Annotated in this window: 16 protein-coding genes and 2 tRNA genes; 13 read left to right on the top strand and 5 right to left on the bottom strand. The window is 51.0% G+C overall.

Annotated features, from left to right (window positions below; translation table 11 throughout):
• Nucleotides 1-5: 5 nt before the first annotated feature.
• Genes ACT53G_RS09720 through ACT53G_RS09710 form a run of 3 tightly spaced genes read right to left on the bottom strand, consistent with a single transcriptional unit; the run spans nt 6 to nt 3,138 of the window.
• A complete protein-coding gene (locus ACT53G_RS09720) occupies nt 6-1,400 on the bottom strand; it encodes a GldG family protein (protein ID WP_194748386.1) in 1,395 nt (464 codons plus the stop codon).
• A 30-nt stretch (nt 1,401-1,430) separates the two neighbouring features.
• Entirely contained in the window at nt 1,431-2,174 is a 744-nt protein-coding gene (locus ACT53G_RS09715) for an ABC transporter permease (RefSeq protein ID WP_194748387.1), read from the bottom strand.
• A gap of 22 nt (nt 2,175-2,196) precedes the next feature.
• Complete coding sequence (locus tag ACT53G_RS09710; RefSeq protein ID WP_313986673.1) at nt 2,197-3,138, bottom strand: ABC transporter ATP-binding protein; 942 nt, start codon at nt 3,136-3,138, stop codon at nt 2,197-2,199.
• A gap of 284 nt (nt 3,139-3,422) precedes the next feature.
• Between ACT53G_RS09710 and ACT53G_RS09705 the strand changes: the two genes are divergently transcribed.
• From ACT53G_RS09705 to pth, 8 genes are all read left to right on the top strand, one after another.
• The gene (locus tag ACT53G_RS09705) at nt 3,423-5,129 is read left to right on the top strand and encodes a tetratricopeptide repeat protein (protein WP_476154026.1); all 1,707 of its coding nucleotides are present in this window, start codon (nt 3,423-3,425) and stop codon (nt 5,127-5,129) included.
• A 7-nt stretch (nt 5,130-5,136) separates the two neighbouring features.
• A complete protein-coding gene (gene lolB / locus ACT53G_RS09700; RefSeq protein WP_476169286.1) occupies nt 5,137-5,763 on the top strand; it encodes a lipoprotein insertase outer membrane protein LolB in 627 nt (208 codons plus the stop codon).
• A 116-nt stretch (nt 5,764-5,879) separates the two neighbouring features.
• Nucleotides 5,880-7,313 (top strand): carbonic anhydrase, encoded by a 1,434-nt coding sequence (locus ACT53G_RS09695; RefSeq protein WP_476169285.1) that lies wholly within the window; start codon nt 5,880-5,882, stop codon nt 7,311-7,313.
• A gap of 38 nt (nt 7,314-7,351) precedes the next feature.
• Nucleotides 7,352-8,254: a 4-(cytidine 5'-diphospho)-2-C-methyl-D-erythritol kinase gene (ispE, locus tag ACT53G_RS09690; RefSeq protein ID WP_476169284.1), complete on the top strand. Its 903-nt coding sequence runs from the start codon at nt 7,352-7,354 to the stop codon at nt 8,252-8,254.
• Nucleotides 8,255-8,266: 12 nt separating this feature from the next.
• Nucleotides 8,267-8,343: transfer RNA gene (locus tag ACT53G_RS09685), tRNA-Gln, on the top strand.
• 124 nt (nt 8,344-8,467) lie between these two features.
• Nucleotides 8,468-9,403, top strand: a complete 936-nt coding sequence (locus tag ACT53G_RS09680; protein WP_194748486.1) for a ribose-phosphate pyrophosphokinase — start codon at nt 8,468-8,470, stop codon at nt 9,401-9,403.
• A gap of 110 nt (nt 9,404-9,513) precedes the next feature.
• Nucleotides 9,514-10,122: a 50S ribosomal protein L25/general stress protein Ctc gene (locus tag ACT53G_RS09675; RefSeq protein ID WP_194748393.1), complete on the top strand. Its 609-nt coding sequence runs from the start codon at nt 9,514-9,516 to the stop codon at nt 10,120-10,122.
• Between the two features lie 99 nt (nt 10,123-10,221).
• Nucleotides 10,222-10,794 carry an aminoacyl-tRNA hydrolase gene (pth, locus tag ACT53G_RS09670; RefSeq protein ID WP_338654989.1) on the top strand — a complete coding sequence of 191 codons (573 nt, stop codon included), beginning with the start codon at nt 10,222-10,224 and terminating at the stop codon, nt 10,792-10,794.
• A 13-nt stretch (nt 10,795-10,807) separates the two neighbouring features.
• Here the strand turns inward: pth and ACT53G_RS09665 are convergent, their stop codons facing one another.
• Nucleotides 10,808-13,582 (bottom strand): bifunctional diguanylate cyclase/phosphodiesterase, encoded by a 2,775-nt coding sequence (locus ACT53G_RS09665; protein ID WP_476169283.1) that lies wholly within the window; start codon nt 13,580-13,582, stop codon nt 10,808-10,810.
• A gap of 217 nt (nt 13,583-13,799) precedes the next feature.
• Here ACT53G_RS09665 and ychF point away from each other — a divergent pair, with 217 nt between their 5' ends.
• Complete coding sequence (gene ychF / locus ACT53G_RS09660; RefSeq protein WP_194748399.1) at nt 13,800-14,885, top strand: redox-regulated ATPase YchF; 1,086 nt, start codon at nt 13,800-13,802, stop codon at nt 14,883-14,885.
• A gap of 54 nt (nt 14,886-14,939) precedes the next feature.
• Here the strand turns inward: ychF and ACT53G_RS09655 are convergent, their stop codons facing one another.
• Nucleotides 14,940-15,590: an HD-GYP domain-containing protein gene (locus tag ACT53G_RS09655; RefSeq protein ID WP_228518773.1), complete on the bottom strand. Its 651-nt coding sequence runs from the start codon at nt 15,588-15,590 to the stop codon at nt 14,940-14,942.
• Between the two features lie 124 nt (nt 15,591-15,714).
• Here ACT53G_RS09655 and ACT53G_RS09650 point away from each other — a divergent pair.
• The 4 genes from ACT53G_RS09650 (at nt 15,715) to ACT53G_RS09635 (ending at nt 18,222) form a co-directional block, all read left to right on the top strand.
• A tRNA-Met gene (locus ACT53G_RS09650) sits at nt 15,715-15,791 on the top strand.
• Nucleotides 15,792-15,943: 152 nt separating this feature from the next.
• On the top strand, nt 15,944-16,378 hold the full coding sequence (locus ACT53G_RS09645; RefSeq protein WP_476169282.1) for a GlcG/HbpS family heme-binding protein: 435 nt from the start codon (nt 15,944-15,946) through the stop codon (nt 16,376-16,378).
• A 216-nt stretch (nt 16,379-16,594) separates the two neighbouring features.
• Nucleotides 16,595-17,737, top strand: a complete 1,143-nt coding sequence (locus ACT53G_RS09640) for an AAA family ATPase (protein WP_476169281.1) — start codon at nt 16,595-16,597, stop codon at nt 17,735-17,737.
• Nucleotides 17,734-18,222, top strand: a complete 489-nt coding sequence (locus ACT53G_RS09635; RefSeq protein ID WP_476169280.1) for a hypothetical protein — start codon at nt 17,734-17,736, stop codon at nt 18,220-18,222. The genes ACT53G_RS09640 and ACT53G_RS09635 overlap by 4 nt, the downstream gene beginning before the upstream one ends.
• The last annotated feature ends 195 nt before the right edge of the window (nt 18,223-18,417 follow it).

The raw sequence follows: 18,417 nt of genomic DNA, 5'->3' as shown, positions 1-18,417 counted from the left end.
AGGCATTAAGCCTTGCGGCGTCTCCACCACAAGAACAAACCTGCCACAAACAACCCGACCGGAATGAAATACTGGAAGGCATGAAAGACGCTCCAGGCCACCAGCCGTCCCTGATCAGTGGCGGGAATCGTGACGTTGATATCCTTGAGCGGCATCGGCTGAATGGTGATCAAACGGTCATCGCCTGCCAGCCAGTTGATGATATTGATGCCCAAATCAAGGTTGCCGCCGTTGGTGATAAAGGTATTGGCCAGGAAGTTGGCATTGCCTATCACCACGACGCGCTGGCCTTTTTTGCCATATTGGCGCTCTAACGCCACGCCCACATTGATAGGACCGGCTTTATCCTTGCCTTGATCAAAGCGGACCTTGAGGTTCTGTGCTCCGGCAGGAATCTTGTCTGACTCCAGCCAGCCATTCGGCGCCACATCAATCAGGCGCCCGACTTTCCAGCCCAGATCATCCGAGGCCTGGCCATCGACTTCATGCGCTTCCGGGAACACGGTGCGCAGCATAAAGTTGCGGGTGATCGGATGATCGCCATACAGGCTGGCAAACGCCATTTTCGGATCGGCACCATACTGCTCGGCAGCGCGGTCAACCACAATACCCGCAGACACTTTGATGCCCAGATAGTCAGCCACTTCTTGCAAGCCATGCAGATTATCGTCATCCAGCAGCCACAACACGTTACCGCCTGCCTCAATATACGCCTTGATTTTTTTGGCCTCTACCGCAGAGATATCCACTTGCGGTGCGGCAATCACCAGCATGGCGCCATTGGCGGGCACGTCCTGTGCAATAGTCAGATCCGGGTTGGCAAACTTGAAGCCCTTGCTTTCCAGTTGCTTGCCAAACTCTCCCAGGTCATGATTCTTGACGCCTTGCAGCAGACGCTCACCATGGCCATCCAGATACATGACCGGCTGGTTGTTGGTACGCGACAGGCGCACCAGCAAATTGGTCATTTCCTGCTCGGCAAACGGTGGCGTGATATGTTCACTGCGCTTGTTGTATTCAACGATGGTTTCACCGTCAACTTTTACCCCGGCCTCCTGCGCCATCTTGGGCTCTTCAGACGGGTTGATAAACTTGATGAATACATTTTTCTTTTCGCGCTGGTAGCGTGCAACAAAATCCAGCATGCCTTTACGGAAAGTGTCGCCGTTATTGGCGTCATCATTGGTGGCAAACACGGTGATATTGATGTCGCCATCCATCTGCTTGAGCACATTGACACTGCCCTGGGTCAGGATGTTGCGGTTGGCCTGGGTAATATCCTTGGCCCAGCGGTATTGGCTGGACAAGTAGCCCAACATCACCACCAGCGCCAGAAACACCAGCACAAACATCCAGTTTTGTGCCAGCAGCTGCCATCTAAACTTACTGTTAATTTTCATAGTGCTTTCAAACTCGACAACAACGCGGGCTTAGCCGCGCAAACGATCTGCATCCAGACGACGAATCGTCAGGGTAATAAAGGTAAGGATAAACAAGCCAAAATAGGCCAGGTCAGCCGTATCAATCAAGCCACCGGCAAATGACTGAAAGTGACGCATCAACGAAAACTTGAGCATGGTGCTGGTCGGGTCGCCGGCAAAAAAGCGGTCCAGAATCATGAGCACAAACAAGGCAATAAAACTCAAAATGCCGGCAATGATCGGCTGTGCCGTCAAGCTGGAGAAATACAGGCCCAGCGCGGCAAAGCTGGAGACCAGCAGCAACAGCCCCAGCGAATTTGCAAAAATATAGCCAAAATCAATATCTGACCAGATATTCAAGGTTGTCAGCATCACGCCGATGTAAACCACCAGAATGCTCAGGAACACCACCAGGCCTAAAAACTTGCCCATCACAATTTCGCTGATGGACAACGGCGCGCTGAACAAAAATGGCAGTGTCTGGCTGCGGCGCTCCTCTGAAATCAGGCGCATGGAAAGCAAAGGCACGGCAAATAACATAATGAAGGAGGCCAGGCCGTAGACAGTTTGCCCAACAAACTGTGTGACCCCAATCCGCTCAGCCGGACGGATGGAGCCGGACATGACTTCAAAGTAGTTATTCACGCCATTCAGGTAGTAGGTGCCAAACGAAAACGTCAGCAGGGCCAGAATAATCCACCCCATGGGCGAGGCGAACATACTCTTGAGTTCTTTTCTTGCAATATTCAACATACTTTATGCTCTCTAAATCGACTTAAGCTGCTTTTGCAACGTCTGCCTCGTGATAAGTCAATTGTACAAACACATCCTCAAGGCTGGTTTGATCGGGCGCAATGTGGAACAGGCCCCAGCCTTGCTGCACAGCCGCCTGCACAATCGCTTCGTGCGGCTGGCTGCCTTCATGAAAACGGATACGCCACATACCCTCGGCAGGCTCAACTTCGGCCACGCCTGCAATTGCAGCCAATTGTGCTACTGGCGGCGGGTTACGCAGGCCAACCAGCAATTTGTTACCAATACGCTGCTGCTTGAGCACATCAATGCCGCCATTAAACACCAGCTTGCCCTTGTCAATAATTTGCACGTGGTCACAGACCATTTCCACTTCGGGCAAAATATGGGTAGAGACGATGACGCTGTGCGCCTGGCCGATTTCCTTGATCAAGGCGCGGATATCACGAATCTGGATCGGATCCAGGCCCACGGTCGGCTCGTCCAGAATCACTACCATGGGGTTATGAATAATGGCCTGGGCAATGCCTACGCGTTGCTGATAGCCGTTGGACAGGTTTTCGATCAAGCGTTTGCTCATGTGGGTCAGGCCACAACGCTCTTTGGCATGTTCCACCGCTTTTTTAATGTGTTTGCCAGAGACGTTGTGCAGTCTGGCCGCAATGGTCAGGTACTCGTCTACCGTAAACTCTTTATATAAAGGGCGCATTTCCGGCAGGTATCCGATCAAGGCTTTTGCCTCTTTGGGCTGCTCTATCATGTCGATGCCGCAGATTTTGACGCTGCCTGCACTCGGCGCGAGGTTGCCCGTCAACATTTTCATCGTGGTGGACTTGCCGGCGCCATTTGGCCCCAAAAAGCCCAGCACCTGGCCTTGCTGCAGGCTGAACGTCACATCACTGACGGCGGCACGTCCGCCATACAAACGGGTCAATTCAATTGCTTCAACTGTCAAATTTGCCATGATTTCTTCACATACCTCGCGACTGGGAAAGATGCTTTCAAGCCTGACTTTACAGCGCCAGACCGCAAATCCCTAGACAAATATTTCACCAAAAAGTTATAGTGCTGTAGACGACGCTTTCACCTGTGTTTAAACGCCGATTACAATTTAGTTACAAATCGCACATTATGGATGAACTTGCAGCAACTGTCACGGACTAAACTAAAATTCCAGACGGATTAAGCGCCCCTTCTGCCCCAGTGACGACATCATTCATGCAACCTCTTTTTAAACAGGAATCCAGTATGCCTCTTACCCGCCGCCTCAACTTGAAAACCCCGTCATTACGCCGTCCGACACTGGCATTATGGCTGGCGTTGATGAGCAGCCCGGCCTGGTCTGCCAGCGGCACCCCCACCATTACCACCCCCACTGCAGAGTTTGTCTACAAATACCTGCTCGGTGAAGTGGCCGCGCAGCGTGGAGAATTTGTGTTGGCCGGGCAGCTGTTTCTGGATTTGGCCAAGCAAACGCGTGACCCTTTGCTCGCCGAGCGCGCCACGCAGGCGGCGACCATTGCCCGCACACCGCAGTTGGCATTGCCCTCTGCCGAATTATGGTCTGAGCTGGCCCCGGATTCTATCCCGGCAGCCCAAACCGCCAGCCAGTTGCTGATTGCCAATGGCAACCTCGAAAAAGCGATTCCACAGATCCAGAAAGTGCTGGCCAATGACAATATTCGCGCCAATGCCTTTATGGAACTCAACAGCCTGATGGTGCGTATCACCGACAAAACCAGCGTGCTCAAAACCATACAACAGCTGGCCAAGCCTTATCCCAAGCTCGCTGAAGCCCACTTTGCCATTTCGCAAGCCGCTTACTTTGCGCACGACGAGAGCCTCATGAAAGCTGAGCTCAAAGAAGCGTCCAAGCTGCGCCCAGGCTGGGAACCGCCCGCGCAGATTTACGGGCAAATGCTGATGGAAAAAGATGTCCAGAAAGGCATGGCATTTTACCGCGACTTTTTAAAGACCTATCCTGAGTCAGATCAGATTCGCTTATCGTTAGCGCGCGCCTTGCTCTTGCAAAAAAATACCACCGAAGCCAAGGTAGAGTTCACCAAGCTGCTCGAACGCCACCAGAACAATCCTGACATGAACGTGATTGTGGGCCTGCTGGCACTGGACGCCAAAGAATACACTTTCGCCGATCGTTATCTGGAACACGCGCTCGAAGTCGGTTTCAAGGAGCCGAACAAGGTCTACTTCAACCTGGGCCGCTCAGCCATCGAGCAAAAAGACGATGCACGCGCTTTACAATGGTTTGACAAAATCACCGATGGCGAACAATACCTGGCTGCACGCATGGCCGCCGCCGGCATTATTGCCCGCCGCGACGGTGTCGATGCTGCGATTACCATGCTGGACAATGTGGATGGCCTGACGCCCGAGCAACAGGCGCTGGTGATTCAAAACCAGGCACTCATGCTGAGCCAGGCCAAACGCGGCGATGAAGCCTACACCCTGCTTGAAAAAGCCGCCAAAACCTTCCCGGAAAGCCCCGAGTTACAGTATGACTACGCCCTGAGCGCCGAGCGTAAAGGCAAATATGACATCATGGAAGACACGCTAACCCGGGTCATTAAAATGAAACCAGACTTTGCCGCTGCCTACAATGCGCTAGGCTATTCCTATGCAGACCGCAATATCAAGCTGATTGAAGCGAAGAGCCTGATTGAAACCGCCACCAAGCTCTCCCCGGAGGATCATTACATCATGGACAGTCTGGGCTGGGTCTATTTCCGTTTGGGCGACTTGTCGCGTGCCACCGAAGAGCTACGCCGCGCCTATGCCATTCAGCAAGATCCTGAAATTGCGGCCCACCTGGCCGAAGTACTTTGGAAACAAGGCCAACGTGAAGAAGCACAACGCATTCTGGATCAGGCCTTGTCGGCCAACCCCGGCAACGAGATTCTGGTCGCAGTCGCGCAAAAACTGAAATCCGCCCTGTAGTGTTTGTATGCCGTCTACACCTGTGCTAGCGAGGCTGGCCCAAGCTTTTGCCATCTGGTTATTACTGAGTCTGCTGGCCGGCTGTGCCAGCCAGGCCATCGCCCCTACTCAAACCAGCGTGCCGCCCGCGGCCCAGCACAGGTTTGCCACACTGCAAGCCGTGCAATCCTTTGACGTGGAGGCGAAGCTGGCCGTGCAATATGCGGGCAAGGGCTACACTGCCAGGCTGGAATGGCAACACAGCCCGGCACTGGATACCCTGCGTATTTTTAGCCCGCTCGGTCAGCAAGTGGCCCTCATCGAGCGCAGTGCGCACAGCGTCACCCTCACCGACCAAAGTGGCAACACGCATCAGGCGGCGGATGTTTCCAGCCTGACAGCGCAGTTGTTAGGCTGGCGCCTGCCTTTGACCGGGTTAAGCCAATGGATTTTGGGAGCTCCGCACGTCAATAGTCCGTTCCAGGCCAGCTATCTTGCGCAGGGTGAGCCTGCCCGCCTCATGCAGGACCAATGGCAAATCGATTACGACGATTACCGTGAGGTTCAATTGCAAGGCGTGCAGTCATCCCTACCGCACATCACACGCTTGCAGCAGCAAGATGTCCGGCTAAAGCTGGTCATTCAACACTGGTAAGCTACGCCACGCAGCAATGACGGCGCGGATTCACGCCGCGATTGATAGGCAAACCGACAAGCGCCCTTAACAGCTTTCGCGTTAAAGATTCAGGCCATGCCGTCGATAATGCCAGTATGCGCTGCAATCTGTTTACCCCTCTCTCGTTTCGAATTTGGCTGCTGGCCTGCCTGTGGCTGGGCCTGAATTTGCCTGGGTACAGCGTGGCCGCACAATGGCTGTCGATCAAAAAAACGGACGATAGCCAACTCATGATAGACAAGCAGTCCCTGCTCGAAGAAAAACCCTATGTCAAAGCCTGGATCAAGGTCGATTACCGCCAACCTCAAAAAAACATAGAGTCTGTAGACCGCGTTTACACCCATGCAAAAGCGCTCTGGTACTTTGATTGCGACAAGCGCAAGGCAGCGACCATCCAGGTGTTCCAGTACGAAGGGGAAGAGTTGGTCTACTCTGCAGGCATTACTGCAAAACAGGCAGATTTTATTGAGCCCTTGCCGGATTCCGAGGTAGAGATCACGCAGCAGTACGTCTGCAAGTGGCAGAACAAAGAGAAGCAACGCGCTGAAGCTGCAGCCAAACGTGCCGCCAATCCGGTCATGCCTGCCGTCGCCAGTAGCAAAGACAAGCCCGCTGCACCTGATAGCGTGGCCGAGCCTGCCCCTGCACCAGATGCAGCACCTGCCAAACCTGCTGACAAGAAGGCTGACGGCAAGCCAGCTAAAGACGCAACGGCTACAGAAGCCAGTGCGACTAAATCCAAGGAAACCACTGCCAAGTCCAAAGAAGACGCGGCGAAAACGGGCAAGCCTGAAAAAACAGAAGCGGCAGCTGATCATCAGAAACCTAAAGACAAGAACAAAACCGGTGCTGCGGATGATAAGTCCTGGGCCTACAGTGGTGAGCACGGTCCAGACAAATGGGGCAGTCTGAATCCTGAATTTGCCGTCTGCAATGCAGGTAGCCAGCAATCGCCTATCCACGTGGATAATACGATCACAGCCGCCCTCAAACCGATCAAGCGACTGCAAAAATTCCCGATCAAGAATATTGCACTCAAGGACCACAGCCTGGTATTGGATGCGGGCAGCGGCAACATGATGGTGCTAGACCAGAAACCCTACCAGCTCAAATATATTAGTGTGCATATGCCCGGCGAACACCAGGTCAAACAGAAGTCCTATGCCGCCGAGATGCAAATGGTGCATGAAGACAAAGCCGGACACCGTGTGATTATTGCCATCATGATAGAAGAAGGCAACGCCCATGCTGGCATAGAGAAGCTGTTAGGCAGCCTGCCCAAAGATAAAGAGCAAAGCAAACCGCTGACCATCCGTGTCACACCGGCCGACCTGATGCCCGTCAAGCCTGCCTACTACCGCTACAGTGGCTCGCTGACAGCCCCGCCCTGTACCGAAGGGGTGCAATGGGTAATCATGAAAGAAGCGCTCAAGGTTTCCAAGTTCCAGTTGGCCAGCCTGCAACAAGCCATCGGTGCGCCCAACCAGCGCCCGCTGCAGGACAGCCAAGGCCGCATGGTCCTTGAATAAGCCTCCCAAGCAGGCGGGCATGCTTTACAATAGCGGCCATGCATACCTTGAGCTACCCTGCCCCCTGCAAAATCAACCTGTTTTTGCACATTACTGGTCGCCTCAGCAATGGCTACCATAGCCTGCAAAGCCTGTTTTTACTGCTAGACCACGGCGACACCTTGCACATCCGCCCACGTCAGGACGGGCAAATTCTCCACATGAATCCACTGGCTGGCGTCCCGGCCGAACAAGACCTTAGCATCCGTGCTGCCCGCCATTTACAGCAAGTCAGCGGCTGCACTCTGGGCGCCGACATTGGCTGTGATAAACGTACGCCCATGGGCGGTGGATTAGGCGGCGGCAGCTCGGATGCGGCCACCGTCCTCATGGCACTCAACCAGCAATGGCAGTTGGGCTACACCCGGCAGCAGTTGATGCAGATTGGCGTTAGCCTGGGTGCAGATGTGCCCGTCTTTATCTTTGGCCAGCCCGCCTGGGCCGAGGGTATCGGCGAACAATTATCTGCGGTTTCACTGCCGCCTCCGCTGCTCGACCAATATTACGTGGTACTCACGCCGCAGGTGGCCGTGCCCACCGCACAAATTTTTGCACATCAAGCATTGACAAGAGACTCGAAACCATTGAGAATAGCGGACTTTTCAAACGGCGCTAATTCCAGCGCGTTCTGGCAGCAAGCCAGAAACGATATGGAAGCGGTTGTTTGTATGCTTTATCCTCAAGTTGGCGAAACGCTGGCCTGGTTAAAACAATACGGCGATGCCCGTATGAGTGGTTCCGGCGCTTCAGTGTTTGTAGCCATGGATAGTGCAGAAAAAGCGGAGCAGTTAATTGCAAATAGACCAGAAAACACTTCTGGTTTTTGGGCAAAAGGGTTAGAATACCATCCGCTTTTTGCTTCGGTCACTGACGGTGACCAAGCGACACAACAAGTGTGTTAAAGACAAGTTTTTTGGGGAGTCGCCAAGCTGGTTAAGGCACCGGATTTTGATTCCGGCATGCGAAGGTTCGAATCCTTCCTCCTCAGCCAAACATAAGCGTGTAGATTTTACGATTTACACGCTTAAATTTTTTATAGCGCCCAGCCAAGCGCATGGGCGCAGGTTTCAAGACATCGTCATCGCAAAAAGGGTACAACGTTGAGTAACGCCAACATGATGGTATTTACCGGCAACGCCAATCCGGTACTGGCACAAGAAGTGGCTCAGCATTTGGGCATTGAACTGGGGCGTGCCGATGTCGGCCGTTTTTCTGACGGTGAAATCATGCTGGAACTGCTGGAAAACGTGCGTGGCCGCGATGTGTTTGTGCTGCAATCGACGAGCTACCCGACCAATGACAGCCTGATGGAAGTCATGGTCATGGTTGATGCACTGCGCCGCTCATCCGCTGGCCGCATTACCGCTGCCATTCCTTATTTGGGTTATTCACGCCAGGACAGACGTCCACGCTCTGCCCGTGTTGCCATTACGGCCAAAGTAGTGGCCAACATGCTGACCAGTGTCGGTGTGAACCGTTTGCTGACCATGGATTTGCACTCTGATCAGATTCAGGGCTTCTTTGATATCCCGGTCGACAATATTTATGCTACGCCGATTTTGCTCGATGACCTGGTCACGCTGAATCACGAAAACCTGGTCGTGGTCTCGCCAGACGTGGGCGGTGTGGTGCGCGCGCGCGCGGCGGCCAAACAGCTGAATGCGGATTTGGCAATTATCGACAAACGCCGCCCCAAGGCCAATGTGGCCAAGGTCATGAACATTATCGGCGAGGTTGAAGGCCGCACCTGCGTCATCATGGACGACATGGTGGACACCGCCAACACCTTGTGTGAAGCTGCCGCTGCCTTGAAAGATCGCGGGGCGACCAAGGTGGTGGCTTATGCCACCCACCCGGTCTTGTCCGGGGGCGCGGGTCAGCGCATTTCTGCTTCAGCACTGGATGAGCTGGTCGTTACCAACACCATCGCGCTGAATGCAGAGGCGCAAGCCTGCAGCAAAATCCGCCAACTGAGTGCGGCGCCATTGCTGGCAGAAACCATCAAACGGATTAGCCAGGAAGAATCTGTGTCTTCCCTGTTTATGGATTAACCCTCCATCAACCAATTCTGAACGCATGAATTAAGTTTTTGTGCTGCAAGCTGGTCGCGGCTTGCAGTTTTTAGTGCAGTACCGCCTTCGGGCGTTTTTAGGAGTCTCATATGAGTATCGAAATTAAAGCCGTCAAACGTGACGTTAAAGGTACGGGTGCGAGCCGCCGCCTGCGTCGCGCTGGCAACGTGCCTGGTGTTGTTTATGGTGGCGATCAAGCTGCTGTGTCTATCGAGTTGGACCACAAAGAATTGTTCATGCAATTCCGTCACGAAGCGTTCCACGCTTCCATCCTGAGCCTGGTGCTGGATGGCAAAGCTGAAAGCGTTTTGTTGCGTGACTACCAACTGCACCCAGTACGCAATACCATTCAGCACATCGATTTCCAGCGCGTATCCGCGACTGAGAAAATCCACGTGAAAGTGCCATTCCACTTTGTGAACGAAGAAGTGGCTCCTGGCGTTAAAACAGGCGGCGGCAGCATTTCACACATCCAGACTGAAGCTGACGTTAGCTGCCTGGCTAAAGATTTGCCAGAGTTTATCGAAGTGGACCTGGGCAACCTGGAAGCGGGTCACGCCATCCACCTGTCAGAAATCAAACTGCCAAAAGGCATTGAGTTTGTACAACTGGCTCATGGTGATGACGCGGCTGTGGTTTCCATTGCCAAACCACGTGGTGGTAGCGACGAAGCAGCAGAAGAAACCCCTGCTGCTTAAGTGGCTCAGGCGGTTATCCGCTACAATGAACGCGCACAGTTATGTGCGCGTTTTTTTTGGTGCGTATCGCACCCTCCTACATTTGCTTAGCGTGTGAATATGAGTGGAATAAAACTGATTGCAGGCCTTGGTAACCCTGGCGATAAATACACCATGACCCGCCACAATGCGGGCTTCTGGTTTGTAGACCTGCTGGCACAACAATCCGGTAGCCGCCTGACGGCCGAGGCCAAACTGTTTGGTATCGCCGGCAAATGGCAACCGCATGGCGACAAATGGTTACTGAAACCAACCACGTTTATGAACGCCAGCGGCAAAGCTGTCGCCGCCATCGCCCATTACTACAAGATTTCCCCGGCCGAAATTCTGATCGTGCATGACGAACTGGATTTGCCGCCTGGCCAGGCCAAGCTCAAGTTCGGCGGCGGTCATGGCGGTCACAATGGCTTGCGCGATATTCATGCCGCGCTAGGCACGCCGGATTACTGGCGTTTACGTCTGGGGATCGGCCACCCTGGCAACAAGGCAGAAGTCGTCAATTTTGTATTAAAAGCCGCCAGCAAGGATGAGCAGCAAGCCATCGATGACAGCCTGATTAAAGCCAGTGGCATCAGCGAATTATTGGCGCAAGGCCAGTTTGAAAAAGCCATGCTGCAGTTGCACAGCAAATAACTCTGACGCCAATCTATGGATGGCGTGTAGAAATGACGGTTTGGCGTTGCCATGCCTGATACCAGGCCACAAAATCCTCAGTGCGCAATGGCGGTGAGAAATAATAGCCCTGGCCAAAATCACAACCCATCTCCTGCAAGATGCGTAACTGGCGCAGGTTTTCGATGCCCTCGGCAATCACCTGCATGCCCAGGCTGTGGGCCATGACGATAATGGCCTGGCACAAGGCACCATCTTGACTGGAAACCCCCAATTCACGCACAAATGAACGGTCAATCTTGACGTAATCAATCGAGAATTTTTTCAGGTAGGACAACGCAGAATAGCCGGTACCAAAATCATCGAGAGCCACTTGCACCCCCGCTTGCCGGTATTGTGCCAACCGCTCACTGACGTGCGTGCTGGCATCCAACAGCAAGCGCTCGGTAATCTCAATCACCACCATGCCATTGAATTCAGGGTGCTGCCCCATCTCTGACAACCAGTCCTCCTGCTTGCGATGATCCGGCGCAAATTGCACAGGCGACTTGTTAATCGCCATCTGAAACTGCGGATGCAAGGACAGTCGCCAGGATTTGCATTGCGCAATGGCGGTTTTAAATACCCATTCCCCAATCGGCGCAATCAGCAGGTTATCTTCGGCGATGCCTATAAAGTCCATGGGTGGGATCAGTCCCTTGACAGGATGCTGCCAGCGCAACAACGCCTCCGCCTTGACCACCTGGTTGGTTTGCAAATTCACCACAGGCTGGTACTCAAGAAAAAACTCCTGGTTGGTAATCGCCTGGCGCAAGTCGTGCGACAAGCGCATGCGGTTTTCAGCGTGCTGCTGCATGCGTGGCGTAAAGTAGGTAAAGCAGTTGCCGCCTTTTTGCTTGGAGGCATACATGGCCTGATCCACCCGCTTCATCAGATCCTCTTTATTACTGGCATCATCCGGAAAAATGGCAATCCCCAGACTGGAAGACACATAGGCCAGCGTATCATCCAGCTGAAACGGTTGCGACAAGGTCTGCAATACACGCTGTGCCAGGGCCTCAACATAGCCCGCAGTGGCATCGCCGAGCATGAGCACAAACTCATCGCCGCCCAGGCGAGCAACCAGATCCTTGTTGCCGACGCAGGCCGACAAGCGTTTACCCGCCTGCATCAGCAAACGGTCGCCCTGGTCATGCCCCTGTGTATCATTGACCTCTTTGAACCGGTCCAAATCGAGAAAGATAATGGCCAACTTCTGGCTGCTGCTTTTAATCGTTAACAGCGCCTGCTCCAGGCGCTCGAAAAACATGCGCCGATTAGGCAAGCCAGTCAGCGTATCCACATTGGCAAACTGCCAGACCACCTCTTCTGATTGCTTGATCTTGGAGATATCGGCCAGCGTGCCCAGAATCCGTGTCGGCTTGCCCGCCTCGTCACGCATCAATACCATGCCCCGGTCAAACACCCACTTCCAACTGCCATCCTTGCAGAGCATGCGGTATTCAATCGCATACTGCTCACGTTCGCCATCCAGCACCTGCTGCTGCAAGGCTTGTACTGACTCGATATCTTCCGGATGAATCCGCTGTTGCCAGGTGGCCGGGTTATGCGCCAGTTCATGCGGCGCAAAACCAAACATTCTTTTCCAGTGATCAGAAAACACCACGCGCGACTCGGTCACATTCCAGTCCCAGACACCATCGCCGGTGCTTTCCATGGCAAACTTCCAGCGCTGCTCACTACTGGTCAAGGCCTGGCTATATTTTTCAACGGTTTCACGTGCACGGCTGCGCACCATGGATAAATAGGCGAGCCCCGCCAGCAACACGCTGGTCAGCACGCCCATCACGGCGACCTGATTGGCCTCGCGCAAATCAGTGACCGCCTCAAAGGCCGGAGTAGACCGCGCGCGCATACTCCACAAATGGCCATGCATATTCATGGTTTGTGCGGCGCTAAAGCGGGCGGCACGCTCATGGGGATGCGCCTCCTCCCCGCTCGGGCTATGGTAAAGCGGTGTCTGCCCCTCTTTGCCATTCAAATCAAACACATCAAAATGCACTTGCCGCAGCTCGACCACCTGCAAGGCCTCAGCCAAAAAGGCATGGACATCAAAGCGCAAAAACACCCAGCCGTTCAACATGCGACGGCGATCCGTCTCAGAAATCTCATCCGGCCGCCCGTGGTACACCGGCGCATGCAAGAAATACGGATGCCCCATCTGCGGACTACCCGTAGACTGGCCCGACATCACGATTTGCTGGGTTTCGCTGGCTTGCAGCAAATCAGCACGCAGCCGCGCATCCAGAAAAGTATTCTTAAGCAAAATTTCCTGATTCTGGTCATTCCGCGGCTCAATATACAGCACCGGCGCCAGCTCATCATCGCCCTGCACAAACTCAAGCCTGGCGAGCAGGCTTTTCACTGGCGTTTCCAGGTCTTTAAACGTCTCTGGATAATTGAGGTGGATGTACTTGATAAAGCCTATTGCATTTAAGCTGCCGTACTGTTCACTTTGCGTGTAATCATTGACATACTCGCGGAATTCTTTGGAAGAAACAAACTGCGAAGAAAGATAAAGATGCTCAACCCCGGTCAACACCTCGCGGTAAGCGTCCATACGGTGCTGGACAGCCTCGGTCGCTGACAACACCGCCTGCCGGAACTTAACCGCCTGCAAGGCTTCCGCATGCTCGCGAGCATTCATCCACAGCAAAACAGTCAGCTGCAAGCCGCAAGCCAAAATCACCAGGGCCAGCCAGCGCGAGGTCAGCAGTTGCTGCCATGATGCAATTCGAATACGAAACATCTATCCTCCTTCGTCAGGAAGTCGCATGACACACACCAGCATCCCCCGGTCATGCGATGAATTTATTTTTGAGTTTAAAAGTTAATCCTGTTCAGGATTTAAGTCAAATCAAGATTGTTTCTAGCTCTATCTTGTGACTAACGGTAAAATATTGGTTTTATTGACTCTTTGCCGCAACTTCACACTGCGGCAATTCTCACGCTAAGGTTCATCCATTATGAAATGCGGTATTGTCGGCCTGCCTAATGTAGGCAAATCCACCCTGTTTAACGCCATAACCAAAGCGGGCATCGCCGCAGAGAACTATCCTTTCTGCACGATTGAGCCGAATGTCGGCATCGTAGAAGTCCCCGACCAGCGCATGCAACCACTGATCGACATCGTCAAACCACAAAAAACACAACCAGCCATCGTCGAGTTTGTGGACATTGCCGGCTTGGTGGCAGGTGCCTCCAAAGGCGAAGGTCTGGGCAACAAGTTTCTCGCCAATATCCGTGAAACCGACGCCATTGCCCACGTGGTGCGTTGCTTTGAAGACGGCAACGTGATTCACGTTGCAGGCAAGGTAGACCCACTCGCCGACATTGAAGTGATCAACACCGAGCTGGCGCTAGCCGACATGGAAACTGTCGAAAAAACCATGCAGCGCGAAGGCAAAAAAGCCAAGAGCGGCGACAAAGACGCCATCGCCCTGATCAAAGTGCTGGATAAAGTGCTGCCCTGCCTCAACGAAGCCAAAGCTGTGCGCACCCTCAATCTGGATGCCGAAGAGCTCAATTTGCTCAAGCCACTGTGTCTGATTACCGTCAAGCCGGTGATGTACATCACCAACGTGACCGAAGACGGCTTTGAAAACAACCCGCATTTAGACAAAGTGCTTGCCTTGGCCAAAACCGAAAAAGCCCCCGTCGTCACCATCTGCGCCAAAATTGAAGGCGAAATCGCTGAGCTGGACGATGCCGATAAACTCGAATTCTTACAAGAACTCGGCCAGGAAGAGCCCGGCCTCAACCGCGTCATTCGCGCCGCCTATGACCTGCTGGGCCTGCAAACCTACTTCACCGCCGGCGTACAAGAAGTGCGCGCCTGGACCGTGAAAAAAGGTGCCACTGCACCACAAGCCGCTGGCGTCATCCACACCGATTTTGAGCGTGGCTTCATCCGCGCCGAAGTGATTGCCTACAACGATTACGTGCAATACAAAGGCGAAAAAGGCGCGCAAGAAGCCGGTAAAATGCGCCTCGAAGGCAAAGAGTACATTGTGCAAGACGGCGACGTCATGCACTTCAGATTCAACGTCTAACCACGTATCAAGCTAAAAAATCAAAGGCTGGAGATTTCCAGCCTTTTTTATGCCTCACGACGCCTTGAACTCGGCATAGCGTGGATCATGAATCACCTTAACAAACCGCTGGAACAACTCGGGATCCAGCTTGCTGCCAGACTCACTCTCCATAATGCGCAAAATTTCATCGTGTGGCCGCGCCTCCTGATACACGCGCCGCACCGCCATCGCATCATAGTTATCCACCACCGTCACAATGCGTGACAACAACGGGATCGCTTCGCCAACCAAATGGCCAGGATAGCCACTGCCATCAAACCACTCATGATGATAACGCACGATGTCCGCAATCCGCTGTGCATCCTTATGCTCATACACCTCAATCAAATTCGCCCCCACCGACGGGTGCGTCTGCATGATGGCAAACTCTTCCGCATTCAACTTGCTCGGCTTCATTAATACAGCATCCGGCACCACAATTTTGCCAATGTCATGCAAACAAGCGCCCAACTCCAAGGCATCCAGCTCATGGCGGCTCAAACCAATATCCAGCCCAATCCCATGAGAAAGCGCCATCACACGGTCGCTATGCAAGCGCGTATACGCATCCCGCATCCGCAAAGCATCGGCAAAAACCTTGCCCAAATGCAATACCCCGCTGTGATTGCTGACAGCCTCGCTCATCGCATCCCCGAGTTTTAATTGATTTATACGGTTTAGCATACTCCCAAAATGAATCCCCTGAAAACCCTCTCCACAAAATTCAAGAAAATGCGTAGTAAAAAAGGTCACAAAGGGTTGTTGTCGTGCCCTGATACAACTGCTATAATCGCGGTCTTTCAAATCTGGTGATGTAGCTCAGCTGGTTAGAGCACAGGATTCATAATCCTGGGGTCGAGGGTTCAAGTCCCTCTTTCACCACCAAATACAAAAACGGCTTCCAGCAATGGGAGCCGTTTTTATTTATCGCTACCTTCTGCAAAGCCCCCTATTTCAAGCGAGTGCAAAGTTAAATGAATTTAAACCTGTGGGCATAGTCACATTGATACCAATCAATTAGACAATAAGGAAAACACATGCACGTAAGCTTTGAATTCGCACAAGAAATCATTGAAAAAGCAGTAGAGAAATCCAAACAAATCGGCGTCAAGATGTGTATCGCCGTACTGGACTCTGGTGGCAACCTGAAAAGTTTCACTCGAATGGATGATGCCTGGGTCGGCAGTATTGATATCGCCATCAAAAAAGCGAAAACCGCCTGTTACTTCGCCATGCCATCTGGCGAAATTGGCAAACTTTCAGTACCTGGTTCGCCTTTATACGGTATCGAGCACTCCAACGATGGATTGATTACTTTCCCAGGTGGCTTACCGATTGTAGATGAAGAAGGTATGTTGATTGGTGCAATTGGTGTCAGTGGAGACACGGTTGAAAATGATCATTTGGTCGCGCAAGCAGGTGTGAATGTCGCTGGGGTGTGTGATGTGCCTAAGCATCCTTGGCGGACTTAATTTGGTAACTATTTTAAAGCGCTATTACTCTTGAGATTGAGAGTTCAAGCCTCTCTTTCATCACCAATACCTAAGCGGCTTCCAGAGATGGAGGCCGCTTTCCTTTATACAATCCCTTACATTAGTAGCCACGTAGTAGCTTAATAAGTTGACAACAATACCACCAAAAAGTATATTCAATGTCAATTTCGCCAAAAACATTCAATTAGGATTGCCTTGATTTTAGAATTCGGATTTAAGAACTTCTTTTCGTTTAAAGAAGGCGCAGTAATAAGTTTTAAATTGGATGCTAATTGTCCTACCACAATTAGCAACGGACTTAATTTCACGCCTGTTTTGGGCATCAAGGGGGCTAATGGCTCTGGTAAAACTAATGTACTTCGTGCACTTACATTCTTGTCTTTTTTTGCATCAGAATCTTTTAAAAGTGATCCTGAAAAAGAAATTGCTTTTGAGAGCTTTTTCCTAAGCAAATCCCCAACAGAGTTTTATATCGAATTTATTGTTAAAAACATCTACTACAGATATGAATTAACTTTGACCACTGCCGAAGTCTTAAATGAGTCTCTCTATAGAAAAAAACTTAAGGAAGTAAAACTATTCGAACGAAAAAAACAAAAATTAGTGAGTAGTACCAAAGAATTGGCAGTATTAGACAATATTAAATTGAGGAAAAACGCTTCTATTATTTCAACTTGCAAACATCTTGATTTAGGGCCTTTAAAAGACATTTTTCCTTTCTTCGAAGATTTTTTCTCAAACGTCACTTATTCTGGCTTGAGACAAGACAGAGTGTCGATGTCGCAAGCTTGCAAAATCTTGGCTGATAATCCAGATGTTTTTGAGTTTGTAAAAGCCTTTATCAAAAAAATTGATATTGGGGTCAGTGATATTGAAATAATTACCCAAAAAAATGAAGACAACAAAGATATTTACTTTCCGTTATTTACCCATGACCATGAAAAAACTTCAATAAAAATACCTGATGCTGTTGAGTCAAGCGGAACAAAAGCTTTAATGAAGTATCTGGCCAGTCACTGGTATGCAATAAATAACGGCACCATAAATATAGTTGATGAGTTGGACATTAATTTACATCCATTTATTCTTGAAGAAATTTTGAAGCTATACACAGATATAAAAACGAATCCTAATCATGGGCAACTTATTTTCACTACGCACAATACAGAAATTATTGACTTCTTAGGTAGGTATAGAACTTATTTCACAAACAAAGAAGAAAATGCAAGTTATTGTTACAGGCTTGATGATGTACCTGGCGATATTTTAAGAAACGATAGGCCCATATCACCAGCATATTTAGACAAAAAAATTGGTGGAGTACCAAACTTTCAATGAAAGGGTATAAAAACTCAGGTCGTGAAAGATTTCTGGCAAGCATTCCTACGGCCAGCTTAGAACTAAGCACCGACGAACTTACAAAAAGATCAAAGTTTAACTTTCATTACTTTTGCGCTGAGCACCCGGGGCAAGATTTTGGGGATTGGTCAAAAGAGCATTTAACAGACTTATTACAGAAACTCAAACAATACTCACAATTCCCTTTAAAACATTGGGAAAAACAGACTATTGGTAAATCCGGGACAGTACTTGCTATATATGGATCATTTCCTTCAAGTTCGGATTTTTCTGCTCCAAAAAATGTACCTCATCAAGCTAGGTGGGCTAGATTTAGACTCGATCATACTAGAAGACTTATTGGTTTTATAATTCCAGAACAATATAAAGATCAATTGAACAAAAATACCGGCTTTTATTTTGACACGAACACTTTCTACGTAGTCTTTTTAGATGCGAATCACACGTTTTATAAAACAGAGTAATTGGTGTTTCGTTACTAAATGTCTTATCTAGCCTAAGATTAAGTAACCACTCATGAAAACAAGTAGTCCCTACTCAATTAGCACTTTTGCGTCAAACCCATATCTTCCTTAAGTTTAGTTACAACTTCCGGCTCACCCTCTTTAACTCATTAGCCCGAAATAAATCACGTTTGGTATCCTCTATGTTCCCAAGAA

This window comes from Methylophilus sp. DMC18 (assembly GCF_056314005.1).
This window is presented reverse-complemented; position numbering and strand designations above follow the sequence as displayed.